Source organism: Bacillus sp. IBL03825 (assembly GCF_024712505.1).
GTDB lineage: Bacteria > Bacillota > Bacilli > Bacillales > Bacillaceae_G > Bacillus_A > Bacillus_A wiedmannii.
Genome location: NZ_JAMXKE010000001.1, coordinates 1,306,120 through 1,323,806, shown reverse-complemented (window position 1 = coordinate 1,323,806; position 17,687 = coordinate 1,306,120). Strand labels below are relative to the sequence as shown.

General features: G+C 33.7%; 20 protein-coding genes and 1 riboswitch. Of the genes, 5 read left to right on the top strand and 15 right to left on the bottom strand.

Translation table 11 applies throughout. From position 1 onward, the window contains the following. Positions 1-182: 182 nt before the first annotated feature. Entirely contained in the window at positions 183-761 is a 579-nt protein-coding gene (locus NHG49_RS06895) for a GNAT family N-acetyltransferase (RefSeq protein ID WP_064476716.1), read from the top strand. Positions 762-796: 35 nt separating this feature from the next. On the opposite strand, the gene NHG49_RS06890 is transcribed toward NHG49_RS06895, so the two are convergent. Both NHG49_RS06890 and NHG49_RS06885 read right to left on the bottom strand, forming a co-directional pair. Further along, the gene (locus NHG49_RS06890) at positions 797-1,399 is read right to left on the bottom strand and encodes a hypothetical protein (protein WP_064476717.1); all 603 of its coding nucleotides are present in this window, start codon (positions 1,397-1,399) and stop codon (positions 797-799) included. A gap of 88 nt (positions 1,400-1,487) precedes the next feature. Beyond that, positions 1,488-1,643, bottom strand: a complete 156-nt coding sequence (locus NHG49_RS06885; protein WP_064476896.1) for a hypothetical protein — start codon at positions 1,641-1,643, stop codon at positions 1,488-1,490. A gap of 264 nt (positions 1,644-1,907) precedes the next feature. Here NHG49_RS06885 and NHG49_RS06880 point away from each other — a divergent pair, with 264 nt between their 5' ends. After that, positions 1,908-2,093 (top strand): YkvS family protein, encoded by a 186-nt coding sequence (locus NHG49_RS06880; protein ID WP_001165081.1) that lies wholly within the window; start codon positions 1,908-1,910, stop codon positions 2,091-2,093. A 55-nt stretch (positions 2,094-2,148) separates the two neighbouring features. Here the strand turns inward: NHG49_RS06880 and queF are convergent, their stop codons facing one another. From queF to queC, 4 genes are read right to left on the bottom strand one after another with little or no spacing between them, the layout of a single operon-like run. After that, positions 2,149-2,646 carry a preQ(1) synthase gene (queF, locus tag NHG49_RS06875; protein WP_064476718.1) on the bottom strand — a complete coding sequence of 166 codons (498 nt, stop codon included), beginning with the start codon at positions 2,644-2,646 and terminating at the stop codon, positions 2,149-2,151. A gap of 18 nt (positions 2,647-2,664) precedes the next feature. Further along, positions 2,665-3,381 (bottom strand): 7-carboxy-7-deazaguanine synthase QueE, encoded by a 717-nt coding sequence (queE, locus tag NHG49_RS06870; RefSeq protein ID WP_000036302.1) that lies wholly within the window; start codon positions 3,379-3,381, stop codon positions 2,665-2,667. Beyond that, a complete protein-coding gene (gene queD / locus NHG49_RS06865) occupies positions 3,374-3,865 on the bottom strand; it encodes a 6-carboxytetrahydropterin synthase QueD (RefSeq protein ID WP_000368411.1) in 492 nt (163 codons plus the stop codon). The genes queE and queD overlap by 8 nt, the downstream gene beginning before the upstream one ends. Further along, positions 3,865-4,527, bottom strand: a complete 663-nt coding sequence (gene queC / locus NHG49_RS06860; RefSeq protein ID WP_000711595.1) for a 7-cyano-7-deazaguanine synthase QueC — start codon at positions 4,525-4,527, stop codon at positions 3,865-3,867. The genes queD and queC overlap by 1 nt, the downstream gene beginning before the upstream one ends. Positions 4,528-4,620: 93 nt before the next feature. Further along, positions 4,621-4,664: riboswitch (PreQ1 riboswitch) on the bottom strand. 207 nt (positions 4,665-4,871) lie between these two features. On the opposite strand from queC, the gene kinB reads away from it, so the two are divergent. Further along, positions 4,872-6,080, top strand: coding sequence for a sporulation sensor histidine kinase KinB (gene kinB / locus NHG49_RS06855; protein WP_064476719.1), 1,209 nt, complete (start codon positions 4,872-4,874; stop codon positions 6,078-6,080). Positions 6,081-6,091: 11 nt separating this feature from the next. Here the strand turns inward: kinB and NHG49_RS06850 are convergent, their stop codons facing one another. From NHG49_RS06850 to NHG49_RS06835, 4 genes are all read right to left on the bottom strand, one after another. Next, positions 6,092-6,208, bottom strand: a complete 117-nt coding sequence (locus tag NHG49_RS06850) for a DUF6254 family protein (protein ID WP_000038254.1) — start codon at positions 6,206-6,208, stop codon at positions 6,092-6,094. Positions 6,209-6,308: 100 nt separating this feature from the next. Continuing rightward, complete coding sequence (locus NHG49_RS06845) at positions 6,309-6,842, bottom strand: DinB family protein (protein WP_064476720.1); 534 nt, start codon at positions 6,840-6,842, stop codon at positions 6,309-6,311. A gap of 139 nt (positions 6,843-6,981) precedes the next feature. After that, a complete protein-coding gene (locus NHG49_RS06840; protein WP_064476721.1) occupies positions 6,982-8,676 on the bottom strand; it encodes a M3 family oligoendopeptidase in 1,695 nt (564 codons plus the stop codon). Between the two features lie 160 nt (positions 8,677-8,836). Next, entirely contained in the window at positions 8,837-9,283 is a 447-nt protein-coding gene (locus NHG49_RS06835) for a MarR family winged helix-turn-helix transcriptional regulator (RefSeq protein ID WP_000203340.1), read from the bottom strand. A 194-nt stretch (positions 9,284-9,477) separates the two neighbouring features. On the opposite strand from NHG49_RS06835, the gene NHG49_RS06830 reads away from it, so the two are divergent. Next, complete coding sequence (locus NHG49_RS06830; RefSeq protein WP_064476722.1) at positions 9,478-10,974, top strand: DUF3149 domain-containing protein; 1,497 nt, start codon at positions 9,478-9,480, stop codon at positions 10,972-10,974. A gap of 29 nt (positions 10,975-11,003) precedes the next feature. Here NHG49_RS06830 and NHG49_RS06825 read toward each other — a convergent pair whose 3' ends face one another. After that, complete coding sequence (locus NHG49_RS06825) at positions 11,004-11,285, bottom strand: aspartyl-phosphate phosphatase Spo0E family protein (RefSeq protein ID WP_000495533.1); 282 nt, start codon at positions 11,283-11,285, stop codon at positions 11,004-11,006. A 398-nt stretch (positions 11,286-11,683) separates the two neighbouring features. Here NHG49_RS06825 and NHG49_RS06820 point away from each other — a divergent pair, with 398 nt between their 5' ends. Further along, positions 11,684-12,454: a divergent polysaccharide deacetylase family protein gene (locus NHG49_RS06820; protein ID WP_046958227.1), complete on the top strand. Its 771-nt coding sequence runs from the start codon at positions 11,684-11,686 to the stop codon at positions 12,452-12,454. A 67-nt stretch (positions 12,455-12,521) separates the two neighbouring features. On the opposite strand, the gene cbpA is transcribed toward NHG49_RS06820, so the two are convergent. The 4 genes from cbpA to NHG49_RS06800 all read right to left on the bottom strand — a co-directional run bounded on the left by cbpA (position 12,522) and on the right by NHG49_RS06800 (position 17,662). Continuing rightward, the gene (gene cbpA, locus NHG49_RS06815; protein WP_064476724.1) at positions 12,522-13,145 is read right to left on the bottom strand and encodes a cyclic di-AMP binding protein CbpA; all 624 of its coding nucleotides are present in this window, start codon (positions 13,143-13,145) and stop codon (positions 12,522-12,524) included. A gap of 124 nt (positions 13,146-13,269) precedes the next feature. Beyond that, a complete protein-coding gene (locus NHG49_RS06810; RefSeq protein WP_064476725.1) occupies positions 13,270-13,899 on the bottom strand; it encodes a class II aldolase/adducin family protein in 630 nt (209 codons plus the stop codon). A 249-nt stretch (positions 13,900-14,148) separates the two neighbouring features. Beyond that, entirely contained in the window at positions 14,149-16,449 is a 2,301-nt protein-coding gene (locus NHG49_RS06805) for an NEAT domain-containing leucine-rich repeat protein (protein WP_098625569.1), read from the bottom strand. 430 nt (positions 16,450-16,879) lie between these two features. Further along, positions 16,880-17,662 carry a DeoR/GlpR family DNA-binding transcription regulator gene (locus NHG49_RS06800; RefSeq protein WP_000117658.1) on the bottom strand — a complete coding sequence of 261 codons (783 nt, stop codon included), beginning with the start codon at positions 17,660-17,662 and terminating at the stop codon, positions 16,880-16,882. Between the last annotated feature and the right edge of the window lie 25 nt (positions 17,663-17,687).

Below are 17,687 nucleotides of genomic sequence, written 5' to 3'. Positions count from 1 at the left end.
TTATCCAGATGCTATACCTTCATTTTATTTTCATTATTCACAAACGATATCACTTTACTATATGTCCACTAAATATCATATACTAACATAGCTACTTCTCTATATCAAACATTTCGACATTCAATTATGCAAAGTTCCATACCACTATGCTACAATATATAAATAGAACTAGGAGGGATACTATGATTCGGAAAGCAAAAAAGACAGATGCGAAGGCAATTGCGCCTTTATTGTATAACGCTCTGCACGAAATTGCTGAAAAAATCACAGGTAGCACTGTTGAAACAGAAGTATTACTAGGACTTGAAACATGGTTCTCAAAAGAGAGAAATCGACTGAGCTACGAAAACTGTTTTGTATATGAGCAAGACGGGGATGCAGTTGGAGTTATTGTCGCTTATCATGGTAGTGAAGCAACAATGCTTGATGCACCAATTGTACATCACTTAAGAGAATTACATAAAGATGAATCGATTACGTTAGAAAAAGAAGCTGAGCTTGATGAATATTACATTGATACATTATCAGTTTCAAGTGCATATGGCGGAAAAGGAATTGGTTCTCAATTAATTGAAGCTGCTGAAATCCATGCAACTGAAAAGATGTATGAAAAAATCGCATTACTTGTTAATTTAGAAAACAAACGTGCCTATTCACTATACGAAAAACTAGGTTATAAAAAAGATCAAATCATTATGCTCGTAGGCGAACCTTATGCACATCTCGTAAAAACATTAAACATCAAAGTTTCTGTATCTTAAAAAGAAAGCACACGATTTATATAAATCGTGTGCTTTTATGTTAAATTCGTATTCAATACATTTCCATTCATCGCCTCGTGAAATGTATATGTTGTACATCCCCATGGCTCTCTGTGCAAAATAGGCGTACCAGACCATCCCATCGCTCTCAGCTCCGCACCAACCATTGCGTTAATGTAATTATGACCTACAAGAGCAATACTTCCATGTACGAGAGCATAACGGTGTAATACGTAAGCCGCTTGCCTTGCCCTCTCTCTTACTTCCTTATAAGACTCAACATCTTTATGGTAACCAAGTATCCATAATGTTCGCCCGATAAACATCCATACGTTAGGTTTACATTTCAACCATGTTGGAGCATAAAAACTCGTCGGAATTTCAGCTTCCCTAAAAAGAGAATTTTGCATAAAAGATAAAGAATTCATTAATTCAGCTGCTGACTGTATAGCACACCTTTGATCACTCGTTACAATCAACTTTGCTGCTTCAACCGCTTCCATTGTTTCCATTGGTATAGGTGCTTTTTCTGTTATAGTATGTAAGTCATATCCTTTCATCCATTCATGAAAGGATGTAACCGTCATTGGTTCTATAGTACGATCTAAGCGACCATGACGAATAAAAGAAATCTTCATTCTTTCCACTCTCCATTCATCACTTACGAACTCTATTATGTACTATTTTTAAATATCATACCACGCAAAAAAAGAAAGTTATACACCTTTACATATCCTCGCCACTCTCATGTGTGACCCCAGCATGTATACCATCCATCCCATCAAAATATGTAGTCGTTTCATGATGACGAATCTTTTTTAAATTTATATAAGAAAATACAAATAAAGTTAATGCTATAACACTCCCCACAAATTCAAACATCATTTTACCGCCTCTAATTTATCCCACTTTAGTAGGTTATTGTATATTTTTCATTATACCCCTATATAAAGATGCACGCATTTAAACCGTTCTTTTTTTCTAATAACTTGGAGTTCTTGCATATTTTCTTACAAAATGTGAATATTTTTCGAATTTTTACTTTGGAAACATTTACAAACTAGACAATATGGTTCAAAATAAGAGGAAATAAAAAAAAACCAAAATTATTCTTTTTTTGGAAAACTGTAACAAGGAGAGTTGCTTATGCAGATCGCAGAAACTGGAGATATCATTGAATTTAAAGGTGGAATGCAAGGCCGTGTTCAAAAAGTAAATCAAAACTCCGTTATTGTAGATATAACAATTATGGAAAATTTTAGAGAACTAGATATGGAACCTCTTACAGTTGTAAGTCATAAAAACTATACTGTCATTAATCAAAATGCATAATATAATAGAAAGAAAGGATCTGTATGTTATACAGATCCTTTCTTTCTATTATATATTAACGATTATCAATTGTTTCTGGATATAGATCATGGTTCATCATGCGGTAGTCTGCCATTTTTTCATACTTCGTGCCTGGGCGACCGTAGTTGCAGTAAGGATCAATTGAAATCCCTCCACGTGGTGTGAATTTCCCCCATACCTCAATGTAACGCGGATCCATTAATTTAATTAAATCATTCATAATAACGTTCATGCAATCTTCGTGGAAATCACCATGATTGCGGAAACTAAATAAATATAGCTTTAAAGATTTACTCTCTACCATTCTTTGTTCTGGAATGTAGCTAATATAAATTGTTGCAAAATCTGGTTGACCTGTTTTCGGACATAAGCTTGTAAATTCAGGGCAATTAAATTTCACAAAATAATCACGGTTTGGATGATTGTTATCAAATACCTCTAAAATTTCTGGGCTATATTCAAATAAATATTTTGTATTTTGATTTCCTAATAATGTTACATCTTTTAAATCTTCATCTAATCTTCCTGCCATTTTAAACATCCCTTCTCATTATACTCCGCGTTTATTTCCCCATACTAACGCATGAAGCTGCGGCAATACTTTTGCATTATTCATTTCTTTACAGTTAACCGCTTTTTCAATAAGCCACTCATATTTATCTAATAATTTTTTAATCAACATCGCATCATCCACAGTTTTTGTATCATCATTCCCTACTTGTAAGAAGAATGGAACATCTGGATAACGTTCGTGCATCTTAACTGCATACTCAAAGTCATAATCGTCAAATACTACTACCTTTAAACTAATATCTTTTCCTGCTAGTTTCTGAATAACAGCATCTAACTTCTGAAAATCAGTATTCATCGTCGAACTTGGTGGTTTTGGAGAAATCGTTATCTCATCAATTTGAAGTAACCAATCTTGCCATTTACTCCCTTGCGTTTCGATTGCCGTCCGCATTCCATTCTCTTTTAATATAGAAAGAAGAAACTCAATATTTTTCAACAATGCTGGATTTCCACCTGAAATCGTAACATGAGAAAAATTTTCGCCACCAATTTCCACAAGCTCGTTCCAAACGTCCTCTGCTGTCATCTGTCTAATTTGTTCCTTAGCCGATCCATCCCACGTAAAAGCAGAATCACACCATGCGCAGCTATAATCACAGCCAGCTGTACGGATAAACATCGTCTTTTGTCCCACAACCATTCCTTCACCTTGAATAGTCGGACCAAATATTTCTAAGACAGGGATCTTACTCATCGAGCATCCACTCCCGTCTTACTTCCGCATAACTAGTCGGCGTCTCGAAAAGACGAACAAATTCAACACGAGCTCCTTTATATTCGTTCGCACGATTATCTTTTAGTAATGCTTCTGCCATCTTTTCATAAATCCAAACGACCATGTTTTCAGCAGTCGTATTCATTGCTGGTAACGTTTCGTTTAAATAACGATGGTCTAAATAAATTTCTATTTCATTCTTCCAAATTTCTTTTATATCTCCAAAGTCAATCGCAAGACCTATTTCATTTACATATCCACTAATCCCAAATACAACTTTATATGTGTGACCATGTAAATTTTTACATTTCCCCTCATAACAGTGTAAATGGTGTGCTGCATCAAATGTAAATTCCTTGCTGACCATTACTCTTTTATTATGATATTTAAGCTGTTTACGCTGAATATCCTTGTCCATTTTTTGCAAATTTTCTACGATGCGAAATCCAAAGAAATTATCCATTAGTTATTTGCTCCTTCGCGTTCTTGTAGGTACGTATCTAATCCTGCTTTACGAAGCTGACATGCTGGACATTCACCGCAACCATCACCAATGATTCCGTTATAACATGTTAATGTTTTTTCTCGAACAAACTCGAATGCTCCAAGTTCATCTGATAATTTCCATGTTTCCGCTTTATCAATCCACATAAGTGGTGTATGAATTACGAACGGATAATCCATGGATAAATTTAAAGTAACGTTTAACGATTTCACAAACACGTCACGGCAATCTGGATAACCACTAAAATCAGTTTCACATACACCCGTTACAATATGACGTGCCCCAACTTGTTTTGCTAATACAGCAGCAAATGATAAGAATAGTAAATTTCGTCCATCTACAAACGTCGATGGCAATTCACCTTCTTCATGTGTAATCTCCATATCCGTTCTCGTTAACGCATTTGGAGCAAGTTGATTTAATAGACTCATATCTAGTACCGTATGTTTAATTCCTAGTTCTTTCGCAATTTCCGCTGCACAATCAATTTCTAGTTTATGACGTTGATTGTAATTAAACGTTACAGCTTCTACTTCTGCAAACTGCTCTATTGCCCAAAATAAACATGTCGTACTATCTTGTCCTCCACTAAAAACAACAACTGCCTTTTCTTTTTTCATTTCACTCATTCTCCTTCTCTACTACGAATAAGAAGAAAGAACGTTCTTGAACTGTCACAATAAAAAAACAAAACAATACCTAAAGATATTGTTGTTTCCATAGTTTTTTATAGAGGGAGTTCGCGAACCTCTCCCGCGCATCGCACGGAATTCCTTCTTTCATTGACAAAGCTTATTGTAACATATTGTATACTACCAGAAAAAATTTCTGATTTTTCCGCTATTTCTCATTTTATTTCTTTCATTTTATAGTATGATTAATTTAATGTGAGAAGAGAGGAGGCATCCCACTGAAACCCTTTATTATTTATCTCTTTTTAAATATATTATTCATTCTTGTTACAATGCTCGTATACCATTTATTTTGGAATCAAAAAGGGAAACGTTCTCCTAAATTAAACTCAGCTATATTTATTGCATTATGTTGCCTCGCAACCATACTATGTATTACTTTCGGAGCAAAAACAAATTATGGATTTCAATTTGATATGCGCCATATCGTATTAATTGTCGGTACATTAACAGGAGGTCCTATTGCTGGTGGATCTATATTAGTTGTATTAAATATATACCGCTTCTTATTAGGAGGAATCGGTGTTTTCCCATCGCTTATCGGTTCTATCCTTCTATTTATTGTCCTACTATTTACATATAAAGTTTTCAATCGAACTTCTAATCGTATAAAAGTAGCACTTGCCATTATCTACAGTCTCACATACGGATTTAGTTGGATACCTTTCTTCCTTTCAAAGGTTACAAATAAGACTGATTATATACCACATATTATTGTGTATGAGTTATGTACGATACTTGGTACGATACTTATTTTATATTTACTACACATATTACAAACTCAAGTTCGTCTTCAAAACGAACTTATGAATGCTGAAAAGTTTCATTTAATTGGAGAAATGGCAGCGTCCATTTCTCATGAGATTCGTAATCCATTAACTTCAACAAAAGGCTTTTTACAACTTTTGCAGTCAGATACATGCACTGAGCAAGAGCGAAAATTATATATCGACATAGCCATTAACGGAATCGAACAAGCAAATCACGTTCTTACAGATTATTTAACCTTTGCAAAACCAAGTATTGAAAAAGAACAAACATTACAGTTAGAAGAAGAACTACTACACGCATTAGCGTTAATTACACCTCTTGCTAATTTAGCAAATGTGCGTACTCATTATATAAAGCAAAGCACTTCTTTTTTTATCGCGGGAGAAAAACAAAAACTAAATCAATGCTTGTTAAATGTTTTAAAAAACTGCATTGAGGCCATGCCAAAAGGCGGTGATCTTTATTTCTCATTAGTTCCTGATCATAAGCATATTCAGTTATATATAAAAGATACAGGAGTTGGTATGGATCAAGAACAAGTAAAACGCCTTGGATCCCCTTTCTACTCAACAAAAGAAAAAGGTACTGGTCTTGGAATGATGGTCGTATTCAGTGTTGTGCAAGCTATGAACGGAAAAGTTGATATTATAAGCGAAAAAGGTACAGGTACAACCTTCTTATTAACTTTTCCACTCATACAAAAAACGTGATGAAATACTCATCACGTTTTTTCTGTTCCTTCAACTAATTCAGCAAAGGCTTTCACTTTACCATGTGGTTTTTGATTTTCTTTACGTGCTTTCCACGCGCGCTCTTCTTCTTTCTTTTTCTTGGACATACATTTCAACTCCTTCTGTTCTTTCTCCATGTAGTATTCCAAAATAAGAAAGAAAACTATGCACGCATCAAAAAAGAAGTGGTCTCCCACTTCCTTCTAATTATCGTTGCAAAATTGCGTGTTTCGCCTCTTTTAACTGCGTAAGATGTCTTTGTTCATGCAAATCAAGAAATTGAACCCACTGATACAAATTCAAATCATTAAAAATAGGATGCTTTAATCCATTTTCAAATAAATCTTTTTCATCTATCACACTATGAAGCGCGTGTAATAGCTCTTGTCGTGAATGTTCTAGTAATTGAATTCCTTGCTGTTTTTTCATTAACGTTTCTGTTGGTTGCATTTGCTGAGGAGCTTCTCGTTTATATGTGCGATCAAGCGTAAGTTGGAGGTCTTTAAATGGAGTCGTGTTTCTTTCATTTTTTTGTAAAGCATATACAAGGGCAGACGTAACTGATTGTTCAACTAAATGCAAGTGATGCAAAATTTGAATAATACTCCATTTATCACGGCGTGGCTTTACATTCACTTCTGTATCATTTAACATTTCAATTTCTGATAATAGCGTGCTTCGAGTAGACTGTAATGAGTTCACCAAATTTTCTAAACTCACATCCATATTTGATTGAAGCATACTTCTTTCCCCCCTTTTTGTTGGTGAAAAGAGGTGCTCCTTATTAGAAACACCTCTTTAGTATTCTGAATTTTCTTTTATTATCTCATCATTTTCTCATTATGTCGATGTTAAACATGTGAAAAAAAGCGCATGTTTTTTACAATTTTGTGTCGTCAATCGCATGTAGCCACGCTTCAATTTCTGTAATGACACTTTTCACACAGCCTTCAGCAAATGGTGATGTTAAATTTGCAACTTCTACTAATTCCAAGAATGATTTACTTCCACCTTGTTGGCACAAATTTACATAATCTTCCCACGCCTCTTGTCTATTATCTCTTGCACGTTTCCAAAATTGCAGTGCGCAAATTTGTGCTAATGTGTAGTCGATATAGTAGAACGGCGAGCTATAAATATGTCCTTGACGTTGCCAGAATCCACCGCGCTCTAAATAATCATTATCTTCATAATCACGATGCGGCAAATACTTTTTCTCTATATTACGCCATGCTGTCTTACGCTCTTCTGGTGATGCTTCTGGATTTTCATATACATAATGTTGATATTCGTCAACAGATACACCATACGGTAAAAACAGAAGTGCTGAACTTAAGTGAGAGAAATAATATTTATCTGCATCCTCTTCAAAGAATGACTTCATCCATGGCCATGTAAAGAATTCCATACTCATAGAATGAATTTCACATGCTTCATACGTTGGCCAATTGTATTCTGGAATTTCAAACTTACGGCTTTCATATACTTGGAAAGCATGACCAGCTTCATGTGTTAATACATCAATGTCGCCAGATGTTCCATTGAAGTTTGAGAAAATAAATGGCGCTTTATAATTCTCAATATATGTACAATATCCGCCACCAGCTTTTCCTTTTTTCGCAACTAAATCTAATAAATCATTATCTAGCATGAAATTGAAAAATTCATCCGTTTCAGCCGATAACTCTTTATACATCGTTTTCCCATGATTAACAATCCAATCCGCATCTCCTTTTGGAGTTGGATTACCAGTAGCAAACTCAAAGTTTTCGTCGTAATACGCTAACTTCTCTACACCGATACGTGCTTGTTGTCGTTTTCTTAATTCCGTTGTAACTGGAACGATATAATCAAGTACTTGCTGACGATAATTCGCCACCATTTCCGCATTATAATCTGTACGGTACATTCTTGCATATCCAAGTTCAACAAAGTTTTTGAAACCTAAAGATTTGGCGATTTTCGTTCTCACTTTAACAAGCTCATCATAAATACGATCTAACTCTTCCTCATTCTCAGCTAAAAATCCGTAATATGCTTCACTTGCTACTTTACGTTCACTTCTTTCTTTCCCTTGCATAAATGGAATAAGCTGCGATAACGTTCTTTCTTCTCCTGCAAAGTCAATTTTTGCAGATGCTAATAACTGCGTATATTGTGAAGATAATTTATTCTCTAATTGTAAATCTTTCACAACTTCATCAGAGTATGTTTTCAAATCACACTCCGCTAAAGCAAATAATTGCTTTCCATAATACGCTTCTAATTCTTCACGGAATGGAGAATGAATTAACGCATTATAATACTTTGTACCATAACCTTGTACAACTGGAGAGAATTCATCAAAGAAATCTTGCTCGTCCTTATAAAAAGCATCTGTCGTATCAACAGAATGACGAATGTAACAAAGATTCCCCATTGTACCGAAGTCGTTGCGAATTTCGTTAATTGAATTGATGACTTGTTTTTGTTCTTCTACAGTTTTAGCGTTATCAAACTTCTCTAAAGCAACAGTAAACTTCTCTTTTAATTCTTCAATATTTGGCCGTTTATATTCATAGTCTTTAAATGACATGAACGAGCCTCCTCTCCATTATATGCATCCTTACTATAATTCAATGCTTACTTACAAATCTCCTCTTATTCTTCAGCAAAATACGGCATATTTTGTCATAATTACATGTAAACAAAAAAGCCTTGGATTTCTTTATCCAAAGCTCCTTTGGAACATACTATTATTTTTCATACTTTCCAATCTTTTTTAATAGATCAAGTAATTCATCCTTTTCCTCTTTCGTTAACATTTCAAAAGACTGATGTATAACTTGCTCATGCCCTGGAAAAATAGAAGCAATAAAGTTCTCTCCAGACTCAGTTAATTGTGCATAAATAACACGTCTGTCATTCGGGCACGGAATTCTCTTTACTAGTCCCTTTTTCTCTAGCTTATCTACAACATATGTAATGCTGCCACTAGCAATCAAAATACGCTCACCAATTTGCTGAAGTGGTTGACCGCCTTTATGATATAGCAGTTCTAATACAGCAAATTCAGTTGGATTTAACCCGTTACTTTGTATAGATTTATTTGTAGTATCCATAACAGAACGATGTACACGAGATAATGCAATAAATACTTTTAGAGATTGAGAAATATCTTCTCGTTCATTATTTGATGTCATACAACTTTCAACCCTTCACTTAAATTCTCAGTAATAAAAAGAAAAAACAGCTTAGTACTTCATGTAAATTCCGAATGAGTATTCACTCATTCATTTCCTCTCCCCAAATATATTACGAATGATTCTTGAATAAAAACATGACAATTTTAACATAGTTTATATATAATGATAATAAAAAAGAAGGAGTACCAAATTTGAAAGTCAAATTCCACAGCATAGTTTTATATATATTACTTGTTATCCTACCAACGATAGGGATTGGTGCTACATTTTATTCATATCATTCGTATAAAATGAAGCAGGAAAACAAACTATCTGCTCACACGGTTCTCTTTTTATATAGAGACTATTTAGATCATCACCTTGGTGAAGCAATTTCCGCATTAGAAATGCTCTCAAAGGTCATAGGAACCGAGACTGGAAATATAAATGGAGTTAAACAAATTGTACATGATACAGATGGAAACGATGCACGTTTTTCTGGTTTATACTACGCTACACCAGAAGGAATCATTACAATCGCATCCGAAGGCGACCGACCACCTGTTGATGTCTCAGATCGCAAATATATTCAAGACGTATTGCAAACGAAGAAAACAACTGTATCATCAGTCATTACAGATCGTGTTCTTGGACATCAAGCTATTATGATTGCTTCTCCCATTTTCAATAAACAGAAGGAAATCTCAGGCTTATTGTTAGCAAGTTTACGCTTTGACTACATTTCATCATCTTTAAATGCCATTAAGCCACAATACCATTTTGAAGTAACTGATAAACATGATGTAGTTTTTCTCACCGATGATAATAACGAAACAAGTGCTGCGCATTCTAATATGCTTACTACCCCACTCAAAAGATTAAATTGGAAGGTCTCTGTTTCTCCTTTGCCTATCCATCAAAAAACTTTATATCAGTGGGTTGCAATAGAGTGTATAGCTACTTTATTTTTAATGTCTATTTTATTTTTACTTGCTCAATATATGTTGTTAAAACGTCAAACAAAACTGGAAAGACAACAAAATGAACTACAAAAAATTGAATTGGTTGGAACTTTTGCAGCTAGTACAGCCCACGAAATCCGTAATCCTCTTACCGGAATTAAAGGGCTCGTCGCTCTATTAAAAGAGAAATATAAAGATGAACAAGATCAGTTTTATTTTTCCGTCATCGAACAAGAAATAGAACGGATTAATGAAATTGTAAGCGAATTTCTTATTCTTGGAAAGCCAACTGCTATCATTGAACAAACATATGATGTGAGAACTATTCTAAATGAGGTATCATTAATTATTCAATCTGAGGCGAATCTACATAACATTGTATTCCATTTACATTTGCCAGACCATCCTATTCATATCCGTTGCTCAAAAGACCATATGAAACAAGTGGTTTTAAACATTACAAAAAATGCAATTGAAGCCATGAATTCTGGTGACACACTGACCATTTCCGTAACAAACAATGAAACACACGCACAATTGAGAATTACAGATACTGGAAAAGGGATTCCAAAACATATTCAAAAACACCTCTTTCATCCGTTCTTTACTAATAAAGATACTGGAACCGGTCTTGGACTTGTCATATGTAAACGAATTGTAGAGATGTACAATGGGCATATTTTTATTGATAGTATAGAAAACGAAGGAACGACAGTTCATATCGAAATTCCGTTACACCTAGTATAATTATCCTTATCCCAAAAGGGTAATTATACTTATTTCATAAAACCAGCCACAAGCATTCGCCAAAAATTACTTGATTTCCCTTCATACCCAATTTGAAAAATAGGTACCTTAATAATTGATAGCCATTTTGGTGTTTGTTTTTCTTTATAACGCTGGTACTGTAAAATAAGCTTGTCCAATTCTTGACTCACTTGAATTGTCTCCATACTATTTAACCCACTTGTTAAACCTAATTGAATCATTTCTTCACGTTTCATATGAATATCACGTGAAAGCTTTTCTAATGTGTACTTCCTTTTTACGGTAAACATTCATATCCCCCTTATTATACTTCCATGCTTTCAACTTTACTTCTCCATCGGCCTTTTAACTACTTAATCATATTTGAATTTGAAGAATCAGAAAATTTAACATTTTCTCCCTGTAATTTACAAATCTTTACCCTCACTTTGAGAATTATTACAAATTATTCTATCTTTGTAAATACATTCGCAATAATAGACATTTTTTTCATCTTCTTTTTTTACAAATACCAATTAAATAGCGGATTCTCTATTTTCTATATACTTTTCTTCGACATTTTTTGTTTAATTTATATAAAAACGCAAAACATAATGATGATTGATAAAGTGAAATTTAATCATTGGGGGATTTTGTTCATTCCTCACTGCTCGCAAATAGCGGGAAAAAATAGAAAGGAAATATTTATATGCGCAAATATACGATTGCATTGCTTATATTTACTATGTTCTTACCATCCTTCTTGTTTCCTGTTCAAGCAAAGGCCCATACAAACAAAGTCGCTATTGTCATTGATGACTTCGGCAATAATATGAAGGGGACTGATAAAATGTTATCACTTCCTATTCCACTGACTGTTGCCGTTATGCCTTTTCTCCCTTCCACAAAGGAAGATGCGATAGCGGCTCATAAGAAAGGGCACGAAGTTATTATACATATGCCAATGGAACCGATTAAAGGTAAAAAAGAATGGCTTGGACCAAAAGCAATTACAACTGATTTAAGCGACGAAGAAATAAATAACCGACTCGAACAAGCGATTCAAGAAGTACCGCATGCAATTGGGATGAACAATCATATGGGCTCAAAAGTGACCGCGGACGAAAGAATTGTACGACTTATACTTGCAGCTTGTAAAAAACACGGTTTATTTTATTTGGATAGCAAAACAAATCCTAAGAGTGTTGTCCCAAAAATCGGGAAAGAATTAGGAGTGCCTATTATTGAAAATCAATTATTTTTTGATGATGTGTATACAGCGGCACATATTTCAAAACAAGCCCAATTACTCATTAAAAAGCTTCAAGAAAAACCGATTATGGTAGCTATCGGACACGTTGGACCTCCAGGTGAAATTACATCACGTGTTATAGAAACTTCTATTCCTAACATTCGCGCACATGCAGATTTTATTTTTTTATCTGATTTAGCATTATCTCCACCTCCTGTTTCAAAATAAGATTCATTACTCGCACTAAAAAAGGTACCAATCTGCATATAGCAAATTGGTACCTTTCCTTTTCACCTTAAATATAATCTACATGACTCACCCTGAATCCTTTTTTCTCTATTTTTTCGATTAATTGCTTTAATCTTTTTTCATTTAACTCATCTGCTATATTTACGATAACGCGGCGAATATACTGATCACCGTTATCTAGCGTAAATAATCCACCGATATTAAATGCTTTCAACAATGTCCCAAGTTCTTTAATCGTTCCCTTACAATCTTGTGTTGCAATTGTTAATATATAACCACCCGTCCGCATACCGAATGAATCTTCAATAACATCAAATATATTGGAATGCGTTAAGATACCGACAAATTCATTATAGTCATTTAACACAGCTAAAAATGGAAGTCGACGAATAACATAAAATGCTCTAAAAAAAGAATCCTTTTCAAAAATAAATGCAGAGGAATCTTCCAGCATATGTTCCGTGCTTAATTTCTCTAATCCGCTATTACACTTCTTTTCTAAAAGGTCTACTTTATAAATAATCCCTATGAATTTCTTTTCATCTTCTGCTAATACAGGGATTGCTCGAAATCCCGTTTCATTCATAATGTGCAAAGCCTCTTCACCTGAATCGTTCATTTTGCAAAATGTTACTTGTTGTTTCGGCAGAAAATGGTATTTAACTCGCAAAATATGTTCCTCCTTACATGTCAACATGTAATCTATATATAATAAGGAGACCTATATTTTATGAGTAAAATTACATTTAAAACGCTTTCATTTTTTATTGACTTGTAACGACATCACAAACATTTTATATAACAGAGCTCTTTGCACCTTTTATCATTAACAACTTTACATGGTAATTCATTAAATATTCTATACCCTCTAGCCATTTTTTCGCTTCTTCTGGAGTTTTCCCCCACACAATCATGCCATAATTATGAACAAGAACTACTCCTCCACCTTCAATAAAATTCGGTACATTATTTTCTAATAAATCAGCGAATTTTTTCTCATCTTCTACAATAGGAATTGTCATTTCTGTTATACCTTCTTTTCCAAAAACACGTTCCACGCTACGTTTATCGAATGTTACTTCCCCTGTTTCTCCATATAACTCTGATATTAAATGGCTATCTACAGTCTGCACTTGTAAAATACATTCTGCACTACTTTTTTTATAAATATCCGCATGCATAAATGATTCTGCAGCTGGTTTTTCTTCATTTTCAAATACTGGCTCACACATACAATTAACAACAATAAAGTCTTCTTCTGAAAATAACCCTTTATCTCTTCCCTCAACGTTTACTAAAAAAGTTAACGGCTCTTTTGACGTACAGAGTGATAAACTAATTTTTGTACCATAAAACCAATCACGAAGTGCCAATTCAGATTTCACATCTTTTAATTCATTCCATTTTTTTAGAAAAAATAACATTTCGTCACCCCCGGCATAATATTTATATAATGTTCGAATCCTTTCTATGTAAAAGGAGTATTTTTTGATTATTCTAAAAATTTAATTGAATTATCACATGAGAACGCCTTTTTGTCAATATAGTTTCACAGCTCTTCTTTAAAATGGGCCATTCATATATCTATACTTCTGTCTATTCCCTACTTCATTTTGTACATAAAAAAATACGTTATTCTTTTTAAATCAAAGAATAACGTATTTTCTCATCTTTTATTTCTTTATTGCATTATATAAAAACTGTGCATATTGTTCACGTGTTACGAAATCATCACCTAAAAAGTTTCCTTTTCCATTACCTTTTGATATATTATTATCCGCTAACGCTTTCACATATCCTTCTGCCCAATGACCAGTCGGTACATCAGTAAAGTTCACTTTATTATTTCTATCTTCTTTTAACTGAAATACTTTATATAATACTACAGACATTTCGTATCGAGTTAATACTCCATCTGGACGAAACTCCCCAGTACCATCTCCTTGCATAATTCCAGCTTGCGCAACTGTGGCAATATCTTGCTCAAACATATGCCCTTTCGTATCTGTAAATCTCTCTTTCTGCTCTACTTTATTTTCTAATTTCATGTACCTTTGTACTAAAGACGCAACTTGCCCACGAGTAATACTATCCCCAAATCCAAATTGTCCATTTCCATATCCCTTGAAAATATTTTCTTTCGCTAAATAATGAATTGCTTCTTCTGACCAATGTCCTTTTGGTACATCTTTAAATTCTACTACTTCTACTTTTTCATCTTCTTTAGAAGTATTGTCTTCTTTAGAATTGTTGTCCCCTTTACTTTCTACTACATTTTGAATTACAGATCCTGTAAAAAAGATTCCTGTATCCGCAAATGGATCTTTCACTCCAAATTCATATACTTTCTCACCTGGTGTACTCCATTTCACTACACCATTACTATACGTACCACCATCACTCTTCAGACGGATTTTTGTAGATACCTCGCCGTCTTTTTCGTATATAGGTACTTTTACTTCTTTATTTACTTCTGTATCCTCTAAAAAGACTTTTTGGTTTTGAACATTAATATAAGCTTTCTTACTTAGTTCTATTACTGGTCTAACATCGCGAATTTCATTTGCAACAAAACTTAAATATACTAACTTATTCAACTTACTAACTGGCGATAAGTCTGAAATATAATTTGCTTCTAAATCAAGTTTTTGTAAGTTTACTAGATTTGATAATGGAGTAATATCCTTTAACTCATTATTAGGTAAATCTAATTCTGTAAGCTGAGTCATTTTAGCAAGTGGTGTCACATCTTCAATTTGATTTTTACCGATAAATAATTTATTTAATTGATTCATTTGATCAATACCCGATAAATCTTTAACTTTATTACGCGTTAATACTAAATCTTTTAAAGGTAATGAATATAACGGTTTAATATCTTCAATTTGATTACCTGCTAAAGTTAAGTATGTTACATTTTTCAATGCGCTTAATGGAGCAACATTCGTAATTTTATTATTTGCTAAATTCAAGTAATCTAGTTGTTCCATTTTCGCTAATGCTGTTACGTCTTCTATTTGGTTGCCTGATAGATATAAACTTTTTACATTTTTCATTTCAATGAGTGGTGCAACGTTTGTAATTTTATTATTACTCAAATCAAGAGATGCTAAATTATCCATCTTAACAAGTGGTGTTACATCTGAAAATTCATTACCACGCAAAGCTAAATGATTTAATTGCTTTAAATTCGCAAAGAACGATGGATCTGTTATCTTCGCATTCGCAACTGTTAAAGATTTTAAATTTGGCATATATTTTAATGCACTATAATCAAGAATCTCATTCGTGTTTAAAAACAAGTCCTTTACTTGTAATAACTCCTCTTTCGTAATTGGTGTATTTAAATCTTTTCTATTAAATACTTTTTTATTAACAAGTTCTCTTAATTTGTTATCTGTTATCATATTTTGACTATCAATTGGATGATCCGTTTCCGTATTGCCTGAATTAGCGTTATCATCTGGTTTCTCTGTTTCTTTGTCACCTACAGTTGGATCTTTAATTTCAAATTGAACTTGATATTTGTGATCATATCCGATGGCCGGAATAAGTATATGCATTTGCATATTATGCTTCTTCTCAAATTCGCCAATTTCAAATTGGACTACTTTCGTTCCATTTTTCCTCTTATCTTCTGATAAAACTTTCACATCTTGAAATACACCAGGTTGGTTTTTATCCTCTATTCTAAGATATTGAAAATAATCGCTATCTTGTATTGTTACAGTAACGATTTTTTTCCCATCTTCAATTGCTACTTTAGGATTTTTTATGTACTGAGAAACCATAGATGGCTCATCTTTTTGATCCTTATATATTTTAATCTCAGTATCGTATGTACGTTCACTAGCTGCTGCCACCGACTGGTTTGCTTCAGCTTTTAGTGCTGCTAATGCTGGAGTAGAGTATGTAGCAAATGGAATTGCTAATGTTGTGGCTACTACTAGCGCCTTAATATAACTTTTTTTCAAAATAATATCCCCTATCATATATAATTTTTATAATTGATAAATGTTATCAATTACTTACAAAATAAATGATAATGAATCTCATTATCATTGTCAATGATAATATTACATTAAGTTTATATTTCCAAAGATAAAAAATAAAAAACCCTTTAATCAAAGGGCCTTTTTACCTAGCGTATGAAGAATTTCACTTTTTTCTTTTTCATTAATAAAACCAATTTTTTGCAAAATATTTGCATACAATACAAGTTTATTATATATCCGTTCTGACATGCTTCTCCCTTCTTTCCTTCGACCAACTTTTTTTGTATTGGTAAATTATATGAAAGAGATGAGAAAATGTGTCCACTTTTTGCATACATACAAATCTTTTATCCTGCTATTTGCGGACAGTAAAACTCCCACCTCAAAAACAGGTGGGAGTTCAATTTATTTAGCAAATTGTCCATTGAATATTATGCTTTTTGACTTCCTCTTCAAAACTATAGGGCATTTTCTTATCACAAATTACATGTTGAATACGTGAAAATGCTGCTATTCGGTAATTTCCTTTTACCCCTACTTTTGTATGATCACATAAAATATATGTTTTCTCCGCTAATTTCAGCATCGCTTCTGACAGTTTCGCCTTTTCTAATTCAAAACTAGAAACCCCAAAACCAGGTAACAATCCATCAATCGAAACGAATGCTTTATGAAAATGAAATTGCTGGATTACTTGCTGCGAAATAGACCCTGACACACGTGAATGCTTTGGAGACACTTTTCCACCAATAAATAAAACTTCACCGTGAAACATCTTTTTATTAATAGAAGAAATTAATTGTGTAGCTACTGGAAATGAACTTGTTACAATCGTTAAATTTTTACGATGAACAAGATATGGCACCATTTGAAGCGGTGTACTTCCATCATCAATCGCAATCACATCTCCATCTTCCACAAACGTTGCTGCTTTATACCCAATTCTCTTCTTCTCTTCTATATGCAGCATCTCTCGTTCTAGCATTGGTGCCTCTATTCCAGCTCCCGGAAGTTGGACGGCTCCACCATACACTTTCTTCAACTTCTTTTCACGATCCAATTCTTCTAAATAACGACGAATCGTCTCTGTTGATACAGCAAACTCTCTCGCTAACTCTGAAACTTTTACTTTCCCTTTAAACTCTACCTTCTCAAGAATGGTTCGCTTTCTTTCTTCACCTACTACAGACATAGCTTCACCCCATTGATTTCTACCT